Annotated in this window: 20 protein-coding genes; 9 read left to right on the top strand and 11 right to left on the bottom strand. The window is 52.2% G+C overall.

The window, feature by feature from the left end; genetic code table 11:
- Positions 1-180 precede the first annotated feature (180 nt).
- The 3 genes from leuC (at position 181) to E1162_RS14495 (ending at position 3,949) form a co-directional block, all read left to right on the top strand.
- Positions 181-1,584 (top strand): 3-isopropylmalate dehydratase large subunit, encoded by a 1,404-nt coding sequence (gene leuC / locus E1162_RS14505; protein ID WP_155132346.1) that lies wholly within the window; start codon positions 181-183, stop codon positions 1,582-1,584.
- Positions 1,585-1,836: 252 nt separating this feature from the next.
- A complete protein-coding gene (locus tag E1162_RS14500) occupies positions 1,837-2,394 on the top strand; it encodes an HNH endonuclease (RefSeq protein ID WP_371311952.1) in 558 nt (185 codons plus the stop codon).
- A gap of 127 nt (positions 2,395-2,521) precedes the next feature.
- Positions 2,522-3,949 (top strand): pilus assembly protein TadG-related protein, encoded by a 1,428-nt coding sequence (locus E1162_RS14495; protein WP_155132344.1) that lies wholly within the window; start codon positions 2,522-2,524, stop codon positions 3,947-3,949.
- A gap of 48 nt (positions 3,950-3,997) precedes the next feature.
- On the opposite strand, the gene acs is transcribed toward E1162_RS14495, so the two are convergent.
- Positions 3,998-5,950, bottom strand: a complete 1,953-nt coding sequence (gene acs / locus E1162_RS14490) for an acetate--CoA ligase (RefSeq protein WP_155132342.1) — start codon at positions 5,948-5,950, stop codon at positions 3,998-4,000.
- A 254-nt stretch (positions 5,951-6,204) separates the two neighbouring features.
- The gene (locus E1162_RS14485) at positions 6,205-6,618 is read right to left on the bottom strand and encodes a lysozyme inhibitor LprI family protein (RefSeq protein WP_155132340.1); all 414 of its coding nucleotides are present in this window, start codon (positions 6,616-6,618) and stop codon (positions 6,205-6,207) included.
- Positions 6,619-6,982: 364 nt separating this feature from the next.
- On the opposite strand from E1162_RS14485, the gene E1162_RS14480 reads away from it, so the two are divergent.
- Both E1162_RS14480 and E1162_RS14475 read left to right on the top strand, forming a co-directional pair.
- Positions 6,983-8,368: a D-alanyl-D-alanine carboxypeptidase family protein gene (locus tag E1162_RS14480; protein ID WP_257099010.1), complete on the top strand. Its 1,386-nt coding sequence runs from the start codon at positions 6,983-6,985 to the stop codon at positions 8,366-8,368.
- 39 nt (positions 8,369-8,407) lie between these two features.
- Positions 8,408-9,604: a CobW family GTP-binding protein gene (locus tag E1162_RS14475; RefSeq protein ID WP_155132338.1), complete on the top strand. Its 1,197-nt coding sequence runs from the start codon at positions 8,408-8,410 to the stop codon at positions 9,602-9,604.
- Between the two features lie 78 nt (positions 9,605-9,682).
- On the opposite strand, the gene E1162_RS14470 is transcribed toward E1162_RS14475, so the two are convergent.
- The 8 genes from E1162_RS14470 to E1162_RS14435 all read right to left on the bottom strand — a co-directional run bounded on the left by E1162_RS14470 (position 9,683) and on the right by E1162_RS14435 (position 16,252).
- The gene (locus E1162_RS14470; protein ID WP_155132712.1) at positions 9,683-10,564 is read right to left on the bottom strand and encodes a 3-hydroxybutyryl-CoA dehydrogenase; all 882 of its coding nucleotides are present in this window, start codon (positions 10,562-10,564) and stop codon (positions 9,683-9,685) included.
- A 149-nt stretch (positions 10,565-10,713) separates the two neighbouring features.
- The gene (locus E1162_RS14465) at positions 10,714-11,643 is read right to left on the bottom strand and encodes an electron transfer flavoprotein subunit alpha/FixB family protein (RefSeq protein ID WP_155132336.1); all 930 of its coding nucleotides are present in this window, start codon (positions 11,641-11,643) and stop codon (positions 10,714-10,716) included.
- Positions 11,644-11,667: 24 nt separating this feature from the next.
- Positions 11,668-12,417, bottom strand: coding sequence for an electron transfer flavoprotein subunit beta/FixA family protein (locus E1162_RS14460; protein WP_155132334.1), 750 nt, complete (start codon positions 12,415-12,417; stop codon positions 11,668-11,670).
- A 317-nt stretch (positions 12,418-12,734) separates the two neighbouring features.
- Positions 12,735-13,310, bottom strand: a complete 576-nt coding sequence (locus E1162_RS14455; RefSeq protein WP_155132332.1) for a cob(I)yrinic acid a,c-diamide adenosyltransferase — start codon at positions 13,308-13,310, stop codon at positions 12,735-12,737.
- A gap of 18 nt (positions 13,311-13,328) precedes the next feature.
- Complete coding sequence (locus E1162_RS14450; protein ID WP_155132330.1) at positions 13,329-13,526, bottom strand: twin transmembrane helix small protein; 198 nt, start codon at positions 13,524-13,526, stop codon at positions 13,329-13,331.
- Positions 13,527-13,564: 38 nt separating this feature from the next.
- On the bottom strand, positions 13,565-14,095 hold the full coding sequence (locus E1162_RS14445) for a TspO/MBR family protein (RefSeq protein WP_371311951.1): 531 nt from the start codon (positions 14,093-14,095) through the stop codon (positions 13,565-13,567).
- 18 nt (positions 14,096-14,113) lie between these two features.
- Positions 14,114-14,977 (bottom strand): SDR family oxidoreductase, encoded by an 864-nt coding sequence (locus tag E1162_RS14440; protein ID WP_371311950.1) that lies wholly within the window; start codon positions 14,975-14,977, stop codon positions 14,114-14,116.
- A 24-nt stretch (positions 14,978-15,001) separates the two neighbouring features.
- Positions 15,002-16,252 carry a ubiquinone biosynthesis hydroxylase gene (locus E1162_RS14435; RefSeq protein WP_257099009.1) on the bottom strand — a complete coding sequence of 417 codons (1,251 nt, stop codon included), beginning with the start codon at positions 16,250-16,252 and terminating at the stop codon, positions 15,002-15,004.
- A gap of 106 nt (positions 16,253-16,358) precedes the next feature.
- Between E1162_RS14435 and tesB the strand changes: the two genes are divergently transcribed.
- On the top strand, positions 16,359-17,240 hold the full coding sequence (gene tesB, locus E1162_RS14430) for an acyl-CoA thioesterase II (RefSeq protein ID WP_155132326.1): 882 nt from the start codon (positions 16,359-16,361) through the stop codon (positions 17,238-17,240).
- A 1-nt stretch (position 17,241) separates the two neighbouring features.
- Here the strand turns inward: tesB and tlpA are convergent, their stop codons facing one another.
- Positions 17,242-17,901 (bottom strand): thiol:disulfide interchange protein TlpA, encoded by a 660-nt coding sequence (tlpA, locus tag E1162_RS14425; RefSeq protein ID WP_155132324.1) that lies wholly within the window; start codon positions 17,899-17,901, stop codon positions 17,242-17,244.
- A gap of 28 nt (positions 17,902-17,929) precedes the next feature.
- Between tlpA and argH the strand changes: the two genes are divergently transcribed.
- From argH to lysA, 3 genes are all read left to right on the top strand, one after another.
- Positions 17,930-19,327 (top strand): argininosuccinate lyase, encoded by a 1,398-nt coding sequence (gene argH / locus E1162_RS14420; protein ID WP_155132322.1) that lies wholly within the window; start codon positions 17,930-17,932, stop codon positions 19,325-19,327.
- A gap of 124 nt (positions 19,328-19,451) precedes the next feature.
- Positions 19,452-19,667, top strand: a complete 216-nt coding sequence (locus E1162_RS14415; protein WP_155132320.1) for a lipoprotein — start codon at positions 19,452-19,454, stop codon at positions 19,665-19,667.
- A 78-nt stretch (positions 19,668-19,745) separates the two neighbouring features.
- Positions 19,746-21,017, top strand: coding sequence for a diaminopimelate decarboxylase (gene lysA, locus E1162_RS14410; RefSeq protein WP_155132318.1), 1,272 nt, complete (start codon positions 19,746-19,748; stop codon positions 21,015-21,017).
- The last annotated feature ends 57 nt before the right edge of the window (positions 21,018-21,074 follow it).

The following is a 21,074-nucleotide window of genomic DNA, read 5'->3' as shown; positions in this document are numbered from 1 at the left end:
CGCTCCTAGTCCAATTATGTGGGCGAGTGCTGATGCTTTTGCATCAATGCACAATCAAGATTTATGATCCGGTGATAGTGAAAAAACAAAAGTCACTGGTGGCAAAAATCGACGACCTTCGGGGGGTATCAAAAGCAGGGTATACTGCATTACCGGGTTGTCGTTTCAGGAGATCGCGCCATGTCGCAGGCTAAAACGCTTTATGACAAAATCTGGGACCACCATGTGGTCAATACGCAGGAAGATGGAACAAGCCTGCTCTACATCGACCGTCACCTTGTGCATGAAGTAACCAGCCCGCAGGCGTTTGAAGGTCTGCGTATGACTGGTCGCAAGGTTCGTCATCCGCACAGAACACTTGCTGTTGTTGACCATAACGTTCCAACCACCGACCGTTCGCAGGGCATCGATGATCCTGAAAGCGCGTTGCAGGTTGAAACGCTGGCAAACAACGCTGCCGAGTTTGGCGTTCAGTACTTTTCAGAGCTGGATGACCGTCAGGGTGTTGTTCACATCGTTGGTCCAGAGCAGGGCTTTACTCTGCCTGGTATGACCATTGTTTGCGGTGACAGCCACACATCTACCCACGGTGCGTTTGGTTCCTTGGCTCACGGTATCGGTACTTCTGAAGTGGAACACGTTCTGGCAACCCAGACGCTGATCCAGAAGAAAGCGAAGAACCTGCGCGTTGTTGTGAACGGTAAAGCTCCTGAAGGCGTTACCGCGAAAGACATCGTGCTGGCGATCATTGGCGAGCTGGGCACTGCAGGCGGTACCGGCTACGTGATCGAATACGCTGGTGAAGCCATTGAAGCGCTGACGATGGAAGGTCGTATGACCGTTTGTAACATGTCCATCGAAGCGGGCGCTCGCGCTGGCTTGATTGCACCGGATGAGAAAACATACGAGTACCTCAAAGGCCGCCCGATGGCACCGGATGCAGAGCATTGGGATAAAGCTGTCGCTTACTGGTCTTCGCTCTATTCTGATGCAAATGCTGAGTTTGACCGTGAGATCGTTCTGGATGCTGCCAACCTGCCGCCAATCGTAACATGGGGTTCTTCTCCAGAAGACGTTGTTGCGATTGATGCAGTTGTACCGGACCCATCTGGCATCAAGGATGAGACCCGCCGCGTATCCAAGCAGCGTGCGCTTGAGTACATGGGCTTGCTCGCTGGTACCAAGATTACCGATATCGAGATCGACCGCGTATTCATCGGTTCTTGCACCAACGGCCGTATCGAAGATCTTCGTGAAGCTGCCGCCGTTGCAAAGGGCCGCAAAGTTTCTGACCGCGTCAACGCGATGGTTGTTCCAGGTTCCGGTTTGGTGAAAGCGCAGGCAGAGGCAGAAGGTCTGGACGAGATCTTTAAGGCTGCCGGTTTTGAATGGCGTGAGCCGGGCTGTTCCATGTGTCTTGCAATGAACGCTGACAAGCTGAAGCCGGGTGAGCGTTGTGCATCGACCTCCAACCGTAACTTTGAAGGTCGTCAGGGCTTTAAAGGTCGCACACACCTTGTTTCTCCGGCTATGGCAGCCGCTGCTGCAATTGCGGGCCGTTTCGTAGATCACCGCGATTTCTAAGCGTTTGATCGCAGAACCGTCATAATTCGCAAGGGGCGCTTCTACAGCGCCCCTTTTTTGTTGGGCGTGTGTAAAACGGATAAACGAAGGGATGCCATAGGCTTAGAAGGGGTGGGAAAACGGGAGCTTCCCAAGATCGGAAGAATTGGCGTTTTTGCCTTCACAACTCTGTCACTTGGACACTACACTATAAATGCCTCTCAGGTAGGTCAGCTCAACCCATGAAGTTGCAGCAGGACGAAGGAGTGGGATGTGACAGTAGCGGTACCGGTTGGCTCGTGTCCGGCGCTCGTACTGAACGCGGATTATAGGCCGTTGTCTTACTATCCCCTGTCATTATGGTCATGGCAGGATGCGGTTAAGGCCGTTTTTCTTGATCGGGTAAACATCGTTTCAGAATATGATACGTGCGTGCGAAGCCCGAGTTTCGTCTTCAGACTACCAAGTGTAGTTTCCCTCAAAAGCTATGTTCACTCGAACAGGAAGCCCGTGTTTACGCGCTTCAATGTGTTCTTGCGAGATAAGTTCGAGTGCCAGTACTGCGGTTCAGCGCAGGATCTAACGTTTGACCACTTGGTTCCACGCTCAAAAGGCGGGAAGACCACATGGGAAAATGTCGTTACTGCCTGTTCGCCTTGTAATTTGCGCAAAAGCAATAAGACGTGGCAGGAAATCGGTATGCGGCCCCATCAGTTTCCTTATCTGCCAAGCGTGCATGATCTCCATAACAATGGTCGGCTGTTCCCACCAAACTACCTTCACGATAGTTGGTTGGATTTCCTTTATTGGGACATAGAGCTGGAGCCATAGACATAACGTTAAGGGTTCAATTACCAAGTTCTCCTTTTGCTCGCAAAAATGCCTACTGATCATGTAGTCTCCCTTCAAAATCTATGGGGCAATATCGCCTAGACTGGGTTTTGCGGGGCAGGGGCAAATGGCAAAACTTCATTCGGGAATACTTGGAGATTTTACGCGCAACAACAAAGGGGTTATCGCACCGATAACCGCGGTGATGATTGTTGTGCTTGTGGTCGTTGCCGGGGCAGCGATCGACTTTGGCCGCGCTGTAAACACAAAACGCGTGGTCACAAACGCGCTTGATAATGCGGTACTTGCGCTTTCTTATAAGCTCTCCACTCAGATGATGACGCAGGCGCAGGCCGAAGCAGAGTTTCATAAATATTTCAAGGCCAACAGCAACACCTCTGGTTACGGGCAGCCCAATCAGGGTGGGCCAACAGACGGTAGCGCGTCTAGCAATAACGGCGTTTACCGCGATGTCATTGTTCATGAGCCGACGCTTGTTATTGATAATGTTGCCGGAACCGTATTTGCGAAAGTGAATGCGGATGTGCCAACCAATTTCATTCACTTGCTTAATATTCTCGATGGAACGGACCCTGAAAAGGATGTTGCGCTAACGGCGAGCGCTGAGGCTTCATTCCCAACCCGCGATGCAGAAATTGCTTTGGTTGTTGATGTGACGGGCTCAATGAAAAACCACATCGGCGATCTGCGTGAAGCTGCTGAGGATTTGGCTGTTACCCTACTTCCTGTTGAGGTTACGCCGGAAGATGCAAAGGTGCGCATCTCTCTTATTCCGTACAGCACTGGCGTTCGTTTTAAAGAGGGCGCTAAAACGGTCTCCAACAATAAGGCGAGTTCCAGCCGCTACTGTGTAACAGAGCGCGAAGGGCAGGATGCCACTACGGATGCGCCTTATGACCAGCGCCGTAGCGGTTCGATCAGCTATTTTGGCGGCGGAAGCTCGAACTGTTCCAGCTCGTCCAAACTGGTTCCGCTGACTGCTGATCGTGACAAGATGGTGAGCGAAATCCGTAAGCTCAACACTAATGGTGCAACGGCGGGGCATACTGGCATCGGCTGGGGCTGGTACACGATTTCTCCGAACTGGGCCGACTTGTGGCGCAGCATCGATCCCAACAGTGTTCCTGGTCCCTACAACGATGATGAACTGCTGAAATTTGCAGTTTTGATGACTGATGGCCAGTTCAACACGATTTTCAGGCAGGTCAAAGAGCGCAAGGAAAAGCGCTGTAAATACAAGGCAGGCAATTGGAAGAACTTCGACACTTGGGATGATGAAGAGGATCTGTGCCAGCTCGACCCTGCCAGAGAATCTAACAATCTCGCCAAGTCTATGTGCGACAACATGAAAACCAGCGGTGTGACGGTCTATTCGGTCTACTACAACACTGGCGGTGGCTCCACGCCGGCGGAGATTATGCGTTACTGCGCCAGCACGTCAGATCAATTTTATTATGCTGACAACAAGGCCGAGCTTATTGCTGCGTTTGCCGAGATTGCTCGCAACATCCAGCAAATCTTCCTTTCCAAATAAAAAAGGAGGGCAACTAGCCCTCCTTTCATTCTCTCTAGTTTCTAGAGATTATTCTACATCTACGCTGCGGTTCTGACGGTTGTCGATGAGATCACCAACAACGGTTGGGTCCGCCAAGGTGGATGTGTCGCCAAGGTTTTCGAAGGAATCTTCGGCGATTTTTCTGAGAATGCGGCGCATGATTTTACCGGAGCGGGTCTTCGGTAGGCCAGGTGCAAACTGGATGAGGTCTGGTGTTGCAATCGGACCGATCTCTGCACGAACGTGCTTGACCAGTTCCTTCTTAAGATCATCTGTTGGCTCTTCGCCTTCCATAAGGGTTACGTAGGCATAGATGCCTTGGCCCTTAACGTCGTGCGGATAGCCGACAACTGCTGCTTCAGAGACCTTGTCATGGGAGACGAGGGCGCTTTCAACTTCAGCTGTACCCATGCGGTGACCGGATACGTTGATCACATCGTCAACGCGGCCGGTGATCCAGTAGTAGCCATCTTCGTCACGGCGGCAGCCATCACCAGTAAAGTACATGCCTTTGTAGGTGGAGAAGTAGGTCTGTACGAAGCGCTCATGGTCACCATAAACGGTACGCATCTGGCCCGGCCAGCTGTCGAGCAGGACGAGGTTACCCTCTGTCGCACCTTCAAGGATGGTGCCGTCAGCATCAACTATGGCCGGCTGAACGCCGAAGAATGGACGGGTTGCAGAGCCTGGTTTGAGCGCGGTTGCCCCCGGAAGCGGAGTAATCAAAATACCGCCGGTTTCGGTCTGCCACCATGTGTCGACGATTGGGCAGCGCGCTTCACCAACGACGTTGTAGTACCACATCCATGCTTCGGGATTGATCGGCTCGCCAACAGAGCCAAGAACGCGAAGCGACTTGCGGGAGGTGGAGGTTACCATCTCATCGCCAGCGCCCATCAAAGCGCGAATGGCTGTTGGAGCGGTATAGAAGATGTTGACGTTGTGCTTGTCACACACTTCCCAGAAACGCGAAGCTGTCGGGTAGTTCGGTACGCCTTCAAACATCAGGGTGGTCGCGCCATTAGCTAGAGGCCCGTAAACGATATAGCTGTGGCCTGTTACCCAGCCCACGTCTGCCGTACACCAGTAGATGTCGCCCGGCTTGTAGTCGAAGACGTATTCATGGGTCATGGAGGCATAAACGAGATAGCCACCAGTGGTGTGAAGCACGCCCTTTGGTTTGCCAGTAGAACCGGAGGTGTAGAGAATGAAGAGTGGGTCTTCTGCAGACATTTCGGCAGGTGGACAATCCGCTGATACCTTGGCGACCTCTTCGTGGTACCAGACATCGCGGCCCTCGATCATCTGCACATCACCGCCAGTGCGCTTGACCACGATCACCTTTTCGACGCCGCCACATTTGTCGATTGCAGCATCGGTATTGGCTTTGAGTGGCACTTTGCGGCCGCCACGTAGGCCTTCATCTGCAGTGATAACAAAGCGGGATTCGCAGCCTTCAATTCGGCCCGCGAGGCTGTCAGGCGAGAAACCGCCAAAAACGATGGAGTGAACAGCACCGATGCGTGTACATGCCAGCATGGCGTATGCAGCTTCCGGGATCATCGGCATATAGATGGTGACGCGGTCACCCTTCTTGACGCCGTTTGCCAGCATGGCGTTCGCCAGCTTGTTTACCGCTTCGGAGAGCTCTCTAAACGTAATGATCTTATGGTCTGTTGGCTCATCACCCTCCCAGATGATGGCTGGCTGGTCTGCTTTGTCTGCCAGATGGCGGTCAATACAGTTTGCAGAGACGTTCAGCGTGCCGTCTTCAAACCATTTGATGGAAACGTTGTGAGGGTCGTAGGAGGTGTTTTTTACCTTAGTGTATGGCTTGATCCAATCAACGCGCTTGCCATGTTCGGCCCAAAAAGCCTCAGGGTCTGCTGTTGATGCCTTATAAAGCTCCTGATAGCGCTCGTTATCGATAAGCGCAGACGCCGCAACATCGGCGGGCACCGGAAATACTTCCCCAGTCATTTGTGGCCTCCCCATGGGTGTAGGCGGCTGTTGTCAGCCGACTTGTTTCCTCTCGGGGGATATTATTATGGGGCTGATAGTCCAGTCCAGTTATTCTCTCTCGAACTTTGGTAGAGACTGCTGAATAATATCTACGTTTTTCTTATATTCCTTTGCGGCAATGATATGCACGCAAGGTTGTTTTCAAAACTAATTTCATAACCGTATTGCAGGCGATAAGGGTTCTATTTCCATGTCATTTCAAGGTTTCTCTATCACTTGGAATATTCTTCTACGATCTGCTTCAGTTGATCGGTGCGCTTAGTCGTCAGATCTACGAGGCACGCTGCAATGTTCTTTGGGTCTATCGCCGCGCTACGGCCGATATAACCAAAGGTGGTGCAGCTCTTGTTTCTGAAGGCAACCCATGACTGCTGCGAAGCATCCAGAGAAGCCTGAGCTTCCTTCTCATCCTTGGCACTTTCGTGCGCATCAATTGCTTGCTGGGCGAGGGTGTAGGCCTGCTGCATATCGTTGGCGGCCTTCAGATAAGCCGGAGTAGAACAAGCCTGCTGCATTTCTGGCGACGCGTCTTTGGTGCAATCTTCATTGACTTGAGCATTCGCAGTGTTGGCACCGAGCGAGATAAAGCCCAACAGACACAATTGGGTAGCAATGATACGCAGCATTCTTGAACTCCACTTTTTCTTTTCGTTCTTATGCGTGGATCCGTAGTTTGCAAATCACTATAGCGCACCATCGGCAAACAGGGGTTAAATAGCCGACGGCATTTTAGCTATCTCCCTAAGATTGACGGAGGGAGTTTTTTGAGTGATCCAGTTAGCATCACTCGCTTGATGGTTACGAATCTGGCCTATTAACATCCGCTTGGTTGAAGGCTAAAGAAAGATGAGGATAGGGGGAAAGTGTGGCGAGCCTGTCTTATTTTTTTCCCAGTATCTGCATATGGCCTATTAACTTTAGAAGAATATCTTCCTTAGCGTAATTCCGTTTCCGTGATCCTCAATTGCGGGAAAGCGGTAGAACTTTGAAATGTGGAGTGGCGTCACCGTGTTTGCTGGCAAGTTCATGAAAATTGGTCGATTGGGACGCGTGCTGGCTGTTTGTCTTTTGTCCATGGCCTATACGGCAACTGCGAGGGCAGATGTTGCTGCGTGGATTACGGTTGATGCCAGCAATGGCACTGTTCTGGAAGAGCACGAAATTTTCCAGCAGTGGTACCCAGCTTCCCTCACCAAGATGATGACCGCCTATATTGCGTTTCGTCTGGTGGCCGCAGAGCGCTTCTCCCTTACCAGTCCGGTTACCATCTCTCAAAATGCTTTGAACCAACCACCGAGCAAAATGGGCTTTAAGGTGGGTACGCAGATGACGCTGGATAACGCCTTGAACATGATCATGATCAAGTCGGCCAACGACATCTCCGTCGCTATTGCAGAGACCCTTGGCGGAACGGAAAAAGAGTTCATTCGCATGATGAATGAGCAAGCCCGCCGCCTTGGAATGACCCATACGCGCTTTGTGAACCCACACGGCTTGCCAAATCCAAATCAGGTATCTTCAGCGCGTGATCTTGCGATCCTTGCGCTAGCTTTGTGGAACGAGTTTCCGCAGTACCACTCGTATATGGATCAGTCTGCCATTCGTTTTGGCAAGATCACCATGCCTTCTGGCAACAAAGATTATTTGCTGCGTGTGCAAGGGGCCAACGGCATGAAGACCGGTTACATCTGTGATGCTGGTTACAACGTTGCGACCTCTGCTACGCGTCATGGACGCACCGTTATTGCAGTGGTGCTTGGCGCAGGTTCGGGCCTTGAACGGGCCGCTTTTGCCAAAAAGCTGGTTGACGATTCCTTTGCTAAGTCAGGCCGTGCAACTGTTTACAGCCGCCGTTCAAGCAACGTTAAAAAGCCGCCAGAGGCAAAGTACTGTAAGCGCAATGAATCCTTGAGTGCGCAGCAGCTTGTCGATCGCTTTGGCAGTAAGCGCGGCCAGTTACCAATTTTGGCTTATGCCCGCGGGGATGAGCAAATGCCTGATGGCGTAAACGTTGTTGGCAACAACAAGAAGGTAAACTGGAAGCTGGTCTATGAGGAAATTCTTGGGCCACAGATCAAAGAATATGCGCCAGTCCGTGTGAAAATCGGTTTGCCTAAAAGTGCAGTTGCCGAGCTAACACTCCCCGGCGAAACGGTACCTCTTCCGACACCCAAGCCTGCTTTGAGCCAAGGGCGAAAGCAGAGTAACGCCGGTCAGCTCAATCAGAGTTTTGGAATGAACAAGACTGCCGAGAGTGCATCCATATTTGCAAGTTCGCAGAATAAGGATAGAAAGCAGTATTCAGAAAATCAGGCTCTGAATGAAGCCAAGCAGATCATGTTTGGCGCTCCGGGGGGCCTGTATTCCAGCAATTAGGCCAAGTGCCTTTAAACAAGAACAAGAGTTTACGCCCAGATGTCCGAGATCGAGCGCCCGACAACGCCTCCTACGCCAATTCCGCTCACCGTAATTACCGGTTTCCTCGGGTCTGGTAAGACCACGCTTCTCAACCGTTTACTGAAAGACCCGACGCTGGAAAATAGCGCGGTCATTATCAACGAGTTCGGTGAGGTGGGTCTGGATCACCTGCTTGTCGATTCCATTGAAGACGGCATTATTGAGCTTTCATCAGGCTGTTTGTGCTGCACCATTCGCGGTGACCTGATTAACACGCTGGAAGATCTTCTGCGCCGTATGGACAATGGCCGCATGAAGAAGGTGGACCGCGTTATCATCGAAACCACAGGGCTCGCAGATCCTGCGCCTGTGCTTCACAGTGTTATGCTGCACCCTTACTTGGTGATGAGATACCGCCTCGACGGCGTGATCACGCTGTTTGATGCTGTAAATGGTCCTTCGACGCTGGATGAGCATGAAGAGGGCGTTAAGCAGGTTGCCGTTGCTGACCGCGTTATCCTTACCAAGACAGACTTGCTAGAAGGTGAGCAAGGCAAGCAGATGTTGGAAGCAGCAATCGCCAGTGTTCGCCGTCTGAACCCTGGCGCTGAGCTTTTGGATGTGCAGCAGGGTGATGTGACTGCAGCATCCATCGTCAACTGCGGCCTGTATAATCCGGACACCAAAATTCCAGAGGTTTCCAAGTGGCTGAAGGAAGAAGCGTTTCGCGATTATCACCACCATCATGGTCATAACCACGGCCATAGTCATGAGCATGGTCATGGACACACCCATGATCACGGGCACCACCATCACGATATAAACCGCCATAGTGACAAGGTGAGAGCGTTCTCGCTGACAACAGAGCGCGCCATAAGCGAAACCGTTCTGGAGATGTTTCTCGACCTGCTGCGCTCAACGCAGGGGCCGAAGCTGCTGCGCGTCAAAGGCATCATCAAAACCGAAAGCGATCCTGAGCGGCCACTTGTTATTCACGGCGTTCAGCACGTCTTTCATCCGCCTGCGCGCCTTGCTGGCTGGCCGGATGATGATCGGCGCACCCGTATTGTCTTCATCACCAACGGGCTTCCTGAGGGCTATGTAAAGCGCATGTTCGATGCGTTTGTGGGTGAGGTTGGCTTCGATACGCCTGACCGCGATGCGATGATGAACAATCCGCTTTCCGTTTCGGGCTTTAGCGGCTCATTTAAATAGAAAAAAGAAAACCCGCCGAGAGGCGGGTTTTTCGTATCTAGTTTATTCAAGGCTCTTGGAGCTTTCCACCTCGCCGCGCTAGCGGGTTGGAACTGGCTCTTCACCGCGATAGTCGTAGAAGCCGCGCTGGGTTTTGCGGCCAAGCCATCCAGCTTCAACATACTTAACCAGCAGCGGGCAAGGGCGGTACTTGGTGTCTGCCAGACCTTCATAGAGGGTCTGCATAATGGATAGACATGTATCAAGACCGATAAAGTCAGCCAGCTGCAGCGGACCCATTGGGTGATTTGCGCCAAGACGCATTGCCGTGTCGATCGCCTCAACAGAACCCACGCCCTCGTAAAGGGTGTAGATGGCTTCGTTGATCATTGGCAGCAAAATGCGGTTGACCATGAAGGCCGGAAAGTCTTCGGAAACCGCCACAGTTTTTCCAAGCATGGAAACGAACTTGCGGCTTGCTTCAAAGGTTGCGTCATCGGTTGCAATGCCGCGCACCAGCTCGACCAGCTCCATGATAGGAACCGGATTCATGAAGTGAATGCCGATAAACTGCTCAGGGCGATCGGTTGCTGCAGCAAGACGGGTGATGGAGATCGAGGACGTGTTGGTGCCCAAAATGGCTTCTGGCTTCAGAATAGGGCAGATGGCGTTGTAAACCTTGCGCTTGACCTGCTCGTTTTCACTCACAGCTTCAACAACAAGATCTGCATCAGAAAGGATTGTTTTGTCGGTTGATGCGGTGATCAAATCGACTGCGGCTTGTTCTTGATCTTCAGAGATCGTGCCTTTGGCGATCTGGCGACCCAAATTGGCTCGGATGTTTTCCATGCAGGCATCGATGTTCTCCTGCGAAATGTCATAGAGGTGAACAGGATACCCTGCCAGCGCACACACATGCGCGATGCCACTTCCCATTTGGCCAGCGCCTACAACACCAATTATTTTCAAGTCGGCCACCATCATACGATCCAAGTTTCTCAAAGATATGCAAGCACAAGAGTTCCGCTATAACGTGTATTCCATTCAGTGCAATCTTGGCAACAAACAACAAGAGCCCCGAGGCGAATAAATTGTCGCTTCGGGGCTCTTTCTTCATGGATAGATCTTCATTAGAGCGCTTTTTCGAGCTCTGGGAGAGCTTCGAACAGGTCTGCGACTAGGCCATAGTCAGCAACTTGGAAAATTGGCGCTTCTTCATCTTTGTTGATTGCAACAATGACCTTGGAGTCCTTCATGCCTGCAAGGTGCTGGATCGCACCGGAGATGCCACAGGCAATGTAGAGGTCTGGAGCAACCACTTTACCGGTCTGACCAACCTGCCAGTCGTTTGGTGCATAGCCTGCATCAACAGCTGCGCGGGATGCACCAATTGCAGCGCCAAGCTTGTCTGCAACAGGTGTGATCACAGTGTTAAACTGCTCCTCAGAACCAAGCGCACGGCCACCGGAGATGATGACACGGGCAGAAGTCAGTTCTGGACGGTCAAGCTCTGCAATTTCCTGCGAAAGGAAGGAGGAAAGGTCTGCGCCACCGGCTGCGCTGATGGTTTCAACGCTGGCGCTACCGCCTTCACCTGCTGCTGCAAAGGAAGCGGTACGAACCGTGATGACTTTCTTTGCATCGGTAGACTGTACGGTCTGGATGGCGTTGCCTGCGTAGATCGGACGCTCAAAGGTGTCTGCGGAGACGACTTTGATGATGTCGGAGATCTGCATTACGTCGAGCTTTGCTGCAACGCGTGGCAGGGTGTTCTTGCCGTTGGTGGTGGAAGGCGCAAGGATTGCGTCATAGTCACCAGCAAGGTTGACAATGAGGTCAGCCATTGGCTCGGCCAGCTGGTGCTCGTAAGCAGCATCATCTGCTACCAGAACCTTTGCTACGCCAACGAGCTTTGCAGCTGCATCGGCCGCTGCGCCGCAGTCTTTACCTGCTACAAGGATATGAACGTCGCCGCCAAGCTCGGCTGCTGCGGTGAGCGCCTTTGCTGTAGCTTCGTTAAGTTCGGTATTGCTGTGTTCAGCCACAAGAAGTGTGGTCATGTTTTAACTCCTCTTCCTTGGCTCTTAGAGTACGTTTGCTTCGTTTTTCAGCTTGTCGACGAGTTCGGCTACAGAACCGACCTTGACGCCTGCCTGACGTGCTTCCGGCTCAGCGGTCTTGATAACCTTGAGGCGCGGAGCTGTGTCAACGCCGTAATCGGCCGGCGTCTTCTCGTCGATTGGCTTCTTCTTTGCCTTCATGATGTTAGGCAAGGAAGCGTAGCGAGGCTCGTTCAAGCGCAGATCGGTGGTCACGATTGCTGGCAGCTTAAGCTTTACGGTCTGCAAACCACCATCAACTTCGCGGGTCACATCAACGGAACCGTCTTCAAGGTTGACTTTGGAAGCGAAGGTACCTTGTGCCCAGCCAAGAAGGGCTGCGAGCATCTGGCCTGTCTGGTTGCAATCATCGTCAATGGCCTGTTTGCCGAGGATAACCATTTGCGGCTCTTCAGCATCGACAATGCCTTTAAGGATTTTGGCAACAGCAAGAGGTTCGGTGCTGTCGTCGGTCTGCACGAGAATGCCGCGATCAGCGCCCATTGCAAGACCGGTACGGATGGTTTCAGTTGCCTGTTTAGGGCCAATGGAAACAACCACGATCTCTTCAGCCTTACCTGCTTCTTTCAGGCGAAGGGCTTCTTCAACGGCAATTTCATCGAACGGGTTCATGGACATTTTGACGTTGGCCAGTTCGACGCCGGAACCGTCTGACTTTACGCGGACTTTTACGTTGTAGTCGACGACCCGTTTAACGGGTACGAGTATCTTCATCCTACCAAAACCTCCAAATGAAGAGCCATGTTAGAGAGTATTTTGCTCTCTGCATTCCAGCAATTCATCTCACCTTCGGCTGTGGTTTTTACACCCGAGCCCTCCCACTGGTTGCGATGGCTTTGCTGCAATGCAATTTTCAGGCGACCGTACCGAGCCGTTGATACCCTGTCAACGCGCACGCTAGGTAAAATATGGTAAGGGTTCCACCAATGTATAAGGCTCGTGATTGAGCAATGCTGTTTGCTCTATACCTTGGTCTAACTCCTTCACTTTTATGGGTTGAAGGGCTGTCCTTTGCATTGACAGCCCATCGTTTAGCGGTTCTTGCCAGCAACCCAGAGCACGTCACCGTCGCCTTTGTTGTTGGCGTATCGCGATGCAACGAAGAACAGATCGGAAAGACGGTTGAGGTACAACAGAACGCTCTTGTTGAGCGGCTCCTGCGCTTGCAGTTCAGATACGCGGCGCTCTGCTCTGCGGGCCACGGTGCGGGCTAGATGCAGATAGGTCGCTAAAGGCGTTCCGCCCGGAAGGGTAAAAGAGCGAAGCGGCTTTAAGTCCGCGTTCATGCGGTCAATAACGTCTTCAATCGCTTCCACCTGCTTTGGGGTAATGCGAAGTGGCTCGTAGCCCAAGTCTTCACCCGTATCAGGGCAGGCAAGGTCTGCGCCCATGTCGAACAAGTCGTTTTGAATGCGGCCAAGAACACCATCAAAATCCGGCAATTCCTGCGCAGCATGCATGCGCACAACGCCCAAAACGGAATTCAGTTCGTCAACCGTGCCGTAGGCATCGACCCGAAGATCATGTTTTACGCGGCGATCACCACTTGCAAGCGCTGTGGTGCCGTCGTCACCGGTTTTGGTGTAAATTTTATTTAGAATAACCATGGTGCCCTATGCCTATTATCAGTTTTGTCCGCTAGCAAAATACACACTAGCCATAACAAGAATAACCGCAAGAAACTGCAGAATGACGCGCCAGCGCATCAAGGTTTGCGAACGGCTAGAGCTACCGCCGCGCATCATATTCCAAAGACCTAAACCCAAAACAATAGCGACAGCCGCAAGGGCCATTGGAACAAGGCTGGAAAATACACCGCTCATGGTTCCCTCCAATTCAATTTGCCAATCAATTTATCCAGTTAATTCAGGAGTATGATGGCGGTGTTCAGGGCACCTGCGTAAAGCAGCCAAGCCCCATAAGGTATTAAGAGCCAGCCCGCGAGAGGTTGGCGTTTTGAAAACAGATAGATTGATAAAACAACCAGAGCGAAGATTGCCACCAGTACAACAAGGGCCAGAATTGGTTCCTGTTTGCCAAAAAAGGCCCAAGACCAAAGCCCGTTGAGCAGCAACTGGGCCAAAAACACGACTTGGACTGTAAATTTGGATGGCGTTTTTTCTTTACTTTCACCCCGTGGCTTTTCGAATTCGGTTGCCAGCCAGATGCTCAACGCCATCATGGCGTAGAGAATGGTCCAAACGGGAGCAAACAGCCAGTTTGGCGGCGAAAACGCAGGTTTTGAGAGAGACGCATACCATTCCGGTATTGCCGGAATGGTGACAATGCTGCCGTAGGAAGCAACGGCGTAACATAGCAAGCCCCAGCCCAACAGGCGGCTCCAGACAGTTCTGTTTCTTAGCTTTGCCTTATAGGGTTGGGAAAGTTGCACGCGTTGTCTCCGCTGGAATTATTCTTCCGAATCCGATGCCTTCAAGAGGACTTTGTCTAAGATGGAGTATGGAAGAATACGACGCAAGACACCCATTAGATGTGTTGGTACCGTCACATAGTAACGAGCTTTTGCCTTGGGCGCTTCAATGGCGTGGATGAGTTTTTCAACCACCGCATCTGGTTCCAGCTTGAACTTGGAAGCGCCACCTTTGGACATGTGCTTCAAGCGGCGCTCGTAGATCTTGCGGAAGTGTGATCTCTGCAAGCCATCTTCGCCAATTTCTTTGAAGAACATGGAAATAGCGTTCTGTGTGAACTTGGTTCTGATAGGACCTGGTTCAATAAGGCTGATTTGAATGCCAGACCCATGCAGCTCTAGGCGAAGTGTGTCGGTAAGACCTTCAAGCGCAAATTTGGTTGCGTTGTACGGCCCGCGATACTTCATGGCAACGAGGCCAAGAACGGAGGAGCACTGCACGATACGGCCATGGCCTTGTTTACGCATTACCGGAATTACGCGGCAGGTGAGGTCGTGCCAGCCGAAGACGTTTGCCTCGAACTGATCACGCATGGCTTGAACGGGAATATCTTCAATAGCGCCTGGAAGACCATAAGCGCCGTTGTTGAACAGTGCGTCGAGCTTTCCATTTGTAATATCAAGAACCTGCGTCAGTGCGCTTTCGATTGAGCCGTTGTCTTGATAATCCAGCCAGAACGCTTCAAAGCCCTCGGCCCGCAGTTTTTCAACATCGTCCAGTTTGCGGCAGGTCGGGAAAACCTGCCAGCCACGTTCACGCAGCATATGGGCAGCGCGGTAGCCAATACCGGAGGAGCAGCCCGTAATGAGGATGGAACGGGCAGTATTCTTTTTGTTGGTCACGTCTTTAGTACCGGAACTGAAAATTTAAAGTGGGTTACCAAGCAGCAGCTTAGGGGTAGGGCCAGCCATGCCGGCCGCTTCTCCAATGAAGTGGCCTTTCAGGAACGGCATTCTTTCCACCATTCCAAGGCCAAGATCGCGCACTGCGCGGATAGGGTCGAGGTCGTTGGAAAAGAGGCGGTTCAACAGGTCAGTTGTCACGCCCATCTGCAACGTGTCGAAGCGGCGCCAGCGCTGGTAATCTTCAAGGATATGCTCTGCACCGATATCAAGACCCAAACGGTGCGCGTTGACGATCACCTCCGCCAGTGCTGCTGCATCTTTGAAGCCAAAGTTCAGACCCTGACCGGCAATCGGGTGAATGCCATGAGCGGCATCACCAGCCAATGCAAAGCGGTTGGAGACGAATGAGCGGGCGAGGGTAAGGCTCAGCGGGAAGGCTTTGCGTGGTCCTTCGACCTCGATCTTGCCAAGGTGATGGCCGAAGCGGCGTTCCAATTCGATCTCGAAGGTGAAATCATCACCATTTACAAGGCGATCTGCCTCGATGGAGCGTTCTGTCCAAACGATGGATGAGCGGTTGCCCTTCAAAGGTAAAATGGCAAATGGACCAGCTGGCAGGAAGTGCTCTTCTGCGCGGCCGTTATGTGGGCGCTCATGGGCAACAGTGGTAACGATGCCGGACTGCTTGTAGTTCCAGTGATTAACCGGAATGCCAGCCAAACCACGCAGGCGAGATTTTACACCGTCAGCTGCGACGAGCAGTTTGGCTTCGACAGTTTTGCCGGACCCAAGCTTAACGGAAACTCCGTTCTGTTTAACTGTGAAGTCCTTAACGCTTTCGGGCGCGAACATAACCACGCCTTCGTCTACGCAGGCATCGTGAAGGGCGCCAACCATCTTGTTGTTCGGCACCATATGAGCGAATGGCTCACCATCTTCCACTTCGCCGGCAAAGGTCAGGTAAACAGGGCGTACACTGTCGTGCAGTTTGCTGTCAGTGACGATCATTTCGTTGATCGGCTGCGCTTCACCTTCGATCTTATACCAGATGCCGAGCTGATCGAGCATGCGCGACGCTGCTGCTGCAATTGCAGAGGCTCGCGGATCATTTTCGATTGCAGATCTTGGTCTCAGGTCAACGACGGCCACGTTCAACGACGACTCGGATTGCTTGATTGCCAGGGCTAACGAGAGACCAACGTAGCCTCCACCTGCAATCAGAACATCAAACTGTTCACTATGACCGTTTGCTTCCCCTATCGTCATCAACATGCTTCCTGTAAATTGAAGCCTATTCCAAAGGCCCGTTGACTGTTGTATGCAACCCTGTTTTACACGCTAAGCGATCTATATCACCACAACACCGGATTTGTCGCCCATGACGAACGCAGTATCTCAGCTTTTGGACATCCTCGATCTTGAGCCGTTAGAACAGAACCTTTATCGCGGCCAAAGTCCCAAGTCCGGCTGGCAACGTGTGTTTGGCGGGCAGGTGATCGGGCAAGCGCTTATGGCAGCCTCTCGCACTGTGCCCAATGGCCGTCAGGTACATTCCCTGCATGGCTATTTTATGCGCCCGGGTGACCCGTCCATTCCTATCATCTACGAAGTAGAGCGCATTAGAGATGGTGCCAGTTTTGCAACACGCCGCGTTGTGGCTGTTCAACATGGCAAGGCGATCTTTTCCATGTCCGCTTCTTATCAGGTGATGGAGGAGGGACTTTCCCATCAGATCGACATGCCGGATGTGCCAATGCCGGAAGATCTGGTGCCAGAGGAAGAGCTAAAGGCGAAGTTTATGGAGTATGCTCCAGAGGCGGTGAAGCGCTATTGGCAGCGCAAGCGCCCTGTAGAGCTGCGTCCGGTTGACTTCACCCACTTTGTCTCCCGCAAGAAGTTGCCACCTTACCAGCACGTCTGGATCCGCGCGACGGACGCTTTGCCGGATGATCCGCTCATTCATCAGTGCATTTTGGCTTATGCCTCTGACATGACTTTGCTGGATACTTCGCTCTTCAATCACGGTCGTCAGGTGTTTAATCCAGACCTGCAGGCTGCAAGTCTGGACCATTCCATGTGGTTCCACCGTCCGTTTAGAGCTGATGAATGGTTGCTTTATACGCAAGATAGCCCGAGCGCTTCGGGTGCCCGCGGCTTTACCCGTGGCAGCATTTATACCCGTGAAGGCGTGCTAGTAGCGTCTGCCGCACAGGAAGGGTTGATCCGCGTTCGTGAAGGCGGAGCAACCGACAAGCCGTAAGTTAGCCCTGCGCTTCCATGGCGGCTTTAATAAGCTTTTGCGCTTCAGGCGCAGCCCAGTCTGCAGGGCCGAACATAGAACCGATCTCGCAGCCGTCCTTGCCCACAAGGACGGTTGTTGGCAAGCCCGGCGCACGGCCCAGTTTCCTTAGGTCCTGAAAAATCGTCATGGTGTGATCGTTGTAGTAGGCAAGATTGGTCACGCCGATTTCTTCGAGGAAAGCCTTGGGCTTAGCGTTATTTTCCCCTCTGTCGACATTTACGGCCACGACCTCGAAATCATCAGCGCCCATTTCGCTTTGTAGCTTGTCCAGATGCGGCATCTCTTTTCGGCACGGTGCGCACCATGTGGCCCAAAGGTTCATGAGGCGGGTTTGGGAAACCTGCGAGATATTCATTTGGTTTTTCTGGTCATCAACAAACGTTAGATCACCAAGATAAAGCGGTTTTTCAGCAGCCAAAAAACCTGCCACTTCCCCCGATGCGATAGATTTAACCGCCTTTGCCGCAGCTAAAGATGCAGAACACGTAGCGGCATCTGCATCGGTTGAACTCAGTTTAGTAAAACTAAAGTATCCCGCTCCAGCGCCAACAATCAAAAGAAAACCGGCAATTATTGCTTTTCGAGGCATCAAACTTTCGGTAGTAATTTTTTTCTTCATAGTTTTCTCAAAGGCACGAGGGCGTTAGATGAGCAACCGCATGTGGGGTGGCCGGTTTGCGGCGGGACCAGACGCGATCATGGAAGAGATCAATGCTTCCATCGATTTCGACAAAAAGATGTACAAGCAGGATATTGCAGGTTCCAAAGCTCATGTCCGAATGCTGGCGAAGCAGGGAATCGTTACGCAGGAAGATGCCGAAAAGATCCAAGGCGGTCTAGACACAATTCTGTCAGAGATCGAAGAAGGCAAGTTCCAGTTCTCCCGCGCCCTTGAAGATATTCATATGAATATCGAGGCACGCCTTGCTGAATTAATTGGTCCGGCAGCAGGGCGTTTGCATACAGGCCGTTCAAGAAACGATCAGGTTGCGACTGACTTCCGTCTTTGGGTGCGTGATGCAGTTGATGATATCGATGGCCAGCTCACCACATTGCTGAACACCTTGTCACGCAAGGCTGAAACCCATGCGGCTGATATTATGCCGGGCTTTACGCATTTGCAGTCCGCGCAGCCGGTGACTTTCGGTCACCATATGATGGCTTATGTGGAGATGTTTGCCCGCGACCGCTCGCGCATTCGTGATGCTCGTGCCCGAATGAACGAATGCCCACTGGGTAGCGCAGCTTTGGCTGGTACATCCTTCCCGCTGGACCGCGCAATGACTGCTGCAGAGCTTGGCTTTGATCGCCCAACGGCCAACTCGCTGGACGGTGTTTCTGACCGTGACTACGTGCTGGAAGTGCTGGCTGATGCCTCCATCTGCGCGATGCACCTTTCCCGCCTTGCTGAAGAAATCGTTCTTTGGTGTTCTGCCCAGTTCAAGTTCATCGAGCTTTCCGATAAATTCTCAACCGGCTCCTCCATCATGCCGCAGAAGAAAAACCCGGATGCAGCGGAACTCGTTCGCGCTAAAACCGGCCGTATCTACGGCGCTCTGCATGCACTTCTGGTGATGATGAAGGGTCTTCCGCTCACCTATTCCAAGGATATGCAGGAAGATAAAGAGCAGGCGTTTGATGCACTGCCGAACCTGTCTTTGGCGCTTGCTGCGATGAACGGCATGATCGATGACATGGTGCTCAACACCAAGGTGCTGAAAAAGGCGGCTGGTTCCGGCTATGCAACGGCGACCGACCTTGCTGACTGGTGTGTGCGTGTTCTTAACGTACCATTCCGCGATGCGCACCACATTACCGGCGCTCTGGTTGGTATGGCCGTTCAAAAGAACGTTGAACTGCACCGCTTGAGCCTTGAAGAAATGCAGAGCGTTGAGCCGCGCATTACTGATGATGTTTACTCGGTTCTGTCCGTTGATAAATCCGTTCGCAGCCGTGAGAGCTATGGCGGTACCAGCCCGGTAAACGTTCGCAAACAAGCACGTCGCTGGCTCAAGCAGTTGGAAAAAGAGACTGCATCCAAGTAATCTAGGGTTAGTTGGCCCTTGCATGGGCCTCTAATTACGTGCATGGATTAGAGCAGGCTTTGTTTACCCAAGTGAAGTCTGCTCTATCCATTTCTCAGTTGTGATTTTTTGTGGCGGCGAAATAATGCTTCAGTCCTCCGGCCTTTCCTCCAAACTGGTATCCCTTACCGTTATTCTTGGTGTGGCCCTTGCTGTTTCTGCGTGTGGTCGCAGAGGTAGCCTTGATCCTGTCATTCCCGGTGATACCGTGGCGCAGGAAAATAAAGTCGTAGAACTGGAAGGCGAAAAACCTGAGAGCACGGTCGATGGTAAGAGCTTTGTGCTTGATCCGCTGATCTGACCCCTATTAAAAATCTAAAAACTAGACAAATGCCCGCGGATAGAGCTGCCACGGGCCCGGTTTGTTGAGGACCCGACCTTGCATCACTTCGAGTACAAAAACGGCGTGCTGCACGCCGAAGATGTTTCCATCGCGGAAATGGCTCAGGCCGTTGAAACTCCGTTCTATTGTTATTCGCGCGCGACCCTTGAGCGTCACTTCACTGTATTTGACGGCGCTTTTGAGGGTATTGACCATCTGGTGTGCTACGCGGTTAAAGCCAACTCCAACCTTGCTGTTTTGAAGGTTCTTGCGAACCTTGGCGCTGGTATGGACGTTGTTTCCGAGGGCGAACTGCGCCGTGCTTTGGCTGCAGGCGTTCCGGCAAACAAGATCGTATTTTCCGGCGTTGGCAAGAAGCGCTCTGAAATGCGCTTTGGTCTGGAAGTGGGCATCAAGTGCTTCAACATTGAATCTGAGTCCGAACTGCGCCGCCTTTCCGAAGTGGCAAGCGAAATGGACAAGGTTGCGCCGATTTCGCTGCGCATCAATCCAGATGTCGATGCAAAAACCCATGCCAAGATTTCGACCGGCAAGGCGGAAAACAAATTCGGTATCGCTTGGAAACATGCTCGAGAGGTTTACGGGAATGCAGCGAAACTGCCGGGCATCAAGGTAACCGGTATCGATATGCATATAGGCTCCCAGATTACTGAGTTGGAGCCGTTTGACAGCGCGTTTTCCCGTCTTGGAGAGTTGGTCGAGCAATTGAAGGCAGATGGCCACGATATCAGCCATGTCGATCTTGGTGGCGGCTTGGGCATACCTTATGGCGGCGGTATCGATGCTCCATCTCCGCTTGACTATGCCGAGGTAGTTCGCAAGCGTATAAAGGATCTGGGCTGCACGATTATTCTTGAGCCGGGCCGTTTGATCTCCGGAAACGCCGGTATTCTTGTAACGGAAACCGTGTTTGTAAAACCGGGTGAAGTTAAGAACTTTGTGATTGTTGATGCGGCGATGAACGACCTCATCCGTCCAACGCTTTACGAAGCCCACCACGAAGTTGGTGCCGTTTCTGAAGAGCGTCAGAACGGCGAGACCTTTACCGCTGACATCGTTGGCCCTGTCTGCGAGACAGGTGACTATCTGGCAAAAGACCGCGAAGTACCTCAGTTTGAAGAGGGCGATTTGATCGCTGTCTATTCTGCCGGTGCTTATGGTGCGACCCAGTCTTGCACCTACAACACCCGTTTGCTTATTCCTGAAGTGCTGGTGGACGGCGACAAGTTTGCTGTTGTCCGTCCTCGTCAGTCCTACGATGAACTGCTTGGTTTGGACACAATTCCTAACTGGGTCGCTGGCAAATAAGGGCTTCTTAAGCCCATATCCATCAGCGGATTGCCCTAGCGTCATTGAGCCCTTATG

It is taken from the genome of Pseudovibrio flavus, from assembly GCF_009711345.1.
GTDB classification, from domain to species: domain Bacteria; phylum Pseudomonadota; class Alphaproteobacteria; order Rhizobiales; family Stappiaceae; genus Pseudovibrio; species Pseudovibrio flavus.
The sequence above is the reverse complement of the archived record's forward strand: the minus strand, read 5'-3'. Positions and strand labels throughout refer to the sequence as shown.

Coding starts and splice junctions, on each gene's coding strand:
- E1162_RS14480 (WP_257099010.1), top strand. CDS start 6,983: ATGTGGAGTGGCGTCACCGTGTTTGCTGGCAAGTTCATGAAAATTGGT.
- argH (WP_155132322.1), top strand. CDS start 17,930: ATGAGCAACCGCATGTGGGGTGGCCGGTTTGCGGCGGGACCAGACGCG.
- acs (WP_155132342.1), bottom strand. CDS start 5,950: ATGACTGGGGAAGTATTTCCGGTGCCCGCCGATGTTGCGGCGTCTGCG.
- E1162_RS14450 (WP_155132330.1), bottom strand. CDS start 13,526: ATGAGCGGTGTATTTTCCAGCCTTGTTCCAATGGCCCTTGCGGCTGTC.
- E1162_RS14415 (WP_155132320.1), top strand. CDS start 19,452: ATGCTTCAGTCCTCCGGCCTTTCCTCCAAACTGGTATCCCTTACCGTT.
- E1162_RS14455 (WP_155132332.1), bottom strand. CDS start 13,310: ATGGTTATTCTAAATAAAATTTACACCAAAACCGGTGACGACGGCACC.
- E1162_RS14470 (WP_155132712.1), bottom strand. CDS start 10,564: ATGGTGGCCGACTTGAAAATAATTGGTGTTGTAGGCGCTGGCCAAATG.
- leuC (WP_155132346.1), top strand. CDS start 181: ATGTCGCAGGCTAAAACGCTTTATGACAAAATCTGGGACCACCATGTG.
- E1162_RS14460 (WP_155132334.1), bottom strand. CDS start 12,417: ATGAAGATACTCGTACCCGTTAAACGGGTCGTCGACTACAACGTAAAA.
- E1162_RS14465 (WP_155132336.1), bottom strand. CDS start 11,643: ATGACCACACTTCTTGTGGCTGAACACAGCAATACCGAACTTAACGAA.
- tesB (WP_155132326.1), top strand. CDS start 16,359: ATGACGAACGCAGTATCTCAGCTTTTGGACATCCTCGATCTTGAGCCG.
- tlpA (WP_155132324.1), bottom strand. CDS start 17,901: ATGAAGAAAAAAATTACTACCGAAAGTTTGATGCCTCGAAAAGCAATA.
- E1162_RS14495 (WP_155132344.1), top strand. CDS start 2,522: ATGGCAAAACTTCATTCGGGAATACTTGGAGATTTTACGCGCAACAAC.
- E1162_RS14475 (WP_155132338.1), top strand. CDS start 8,408: ATGTCCGAGATCGAGCGCCCGACAACGCCTCCTACGCCAATTCCGCTC.
- E1162_RS14485 (WP_155132340.1), bottom strand. CDS start 6,618: ATGCTGCGTATCATTGCTACCCAATTGTGTCTGTTGGGCTTTATCTCG.
- E1162_RS14435 (WP_257099009.1), bottom strand. CDS start 16,252: ATGTTGATGACGATAGGGGAAGCAAACGGTCATAGTGAACAGTTTGAT.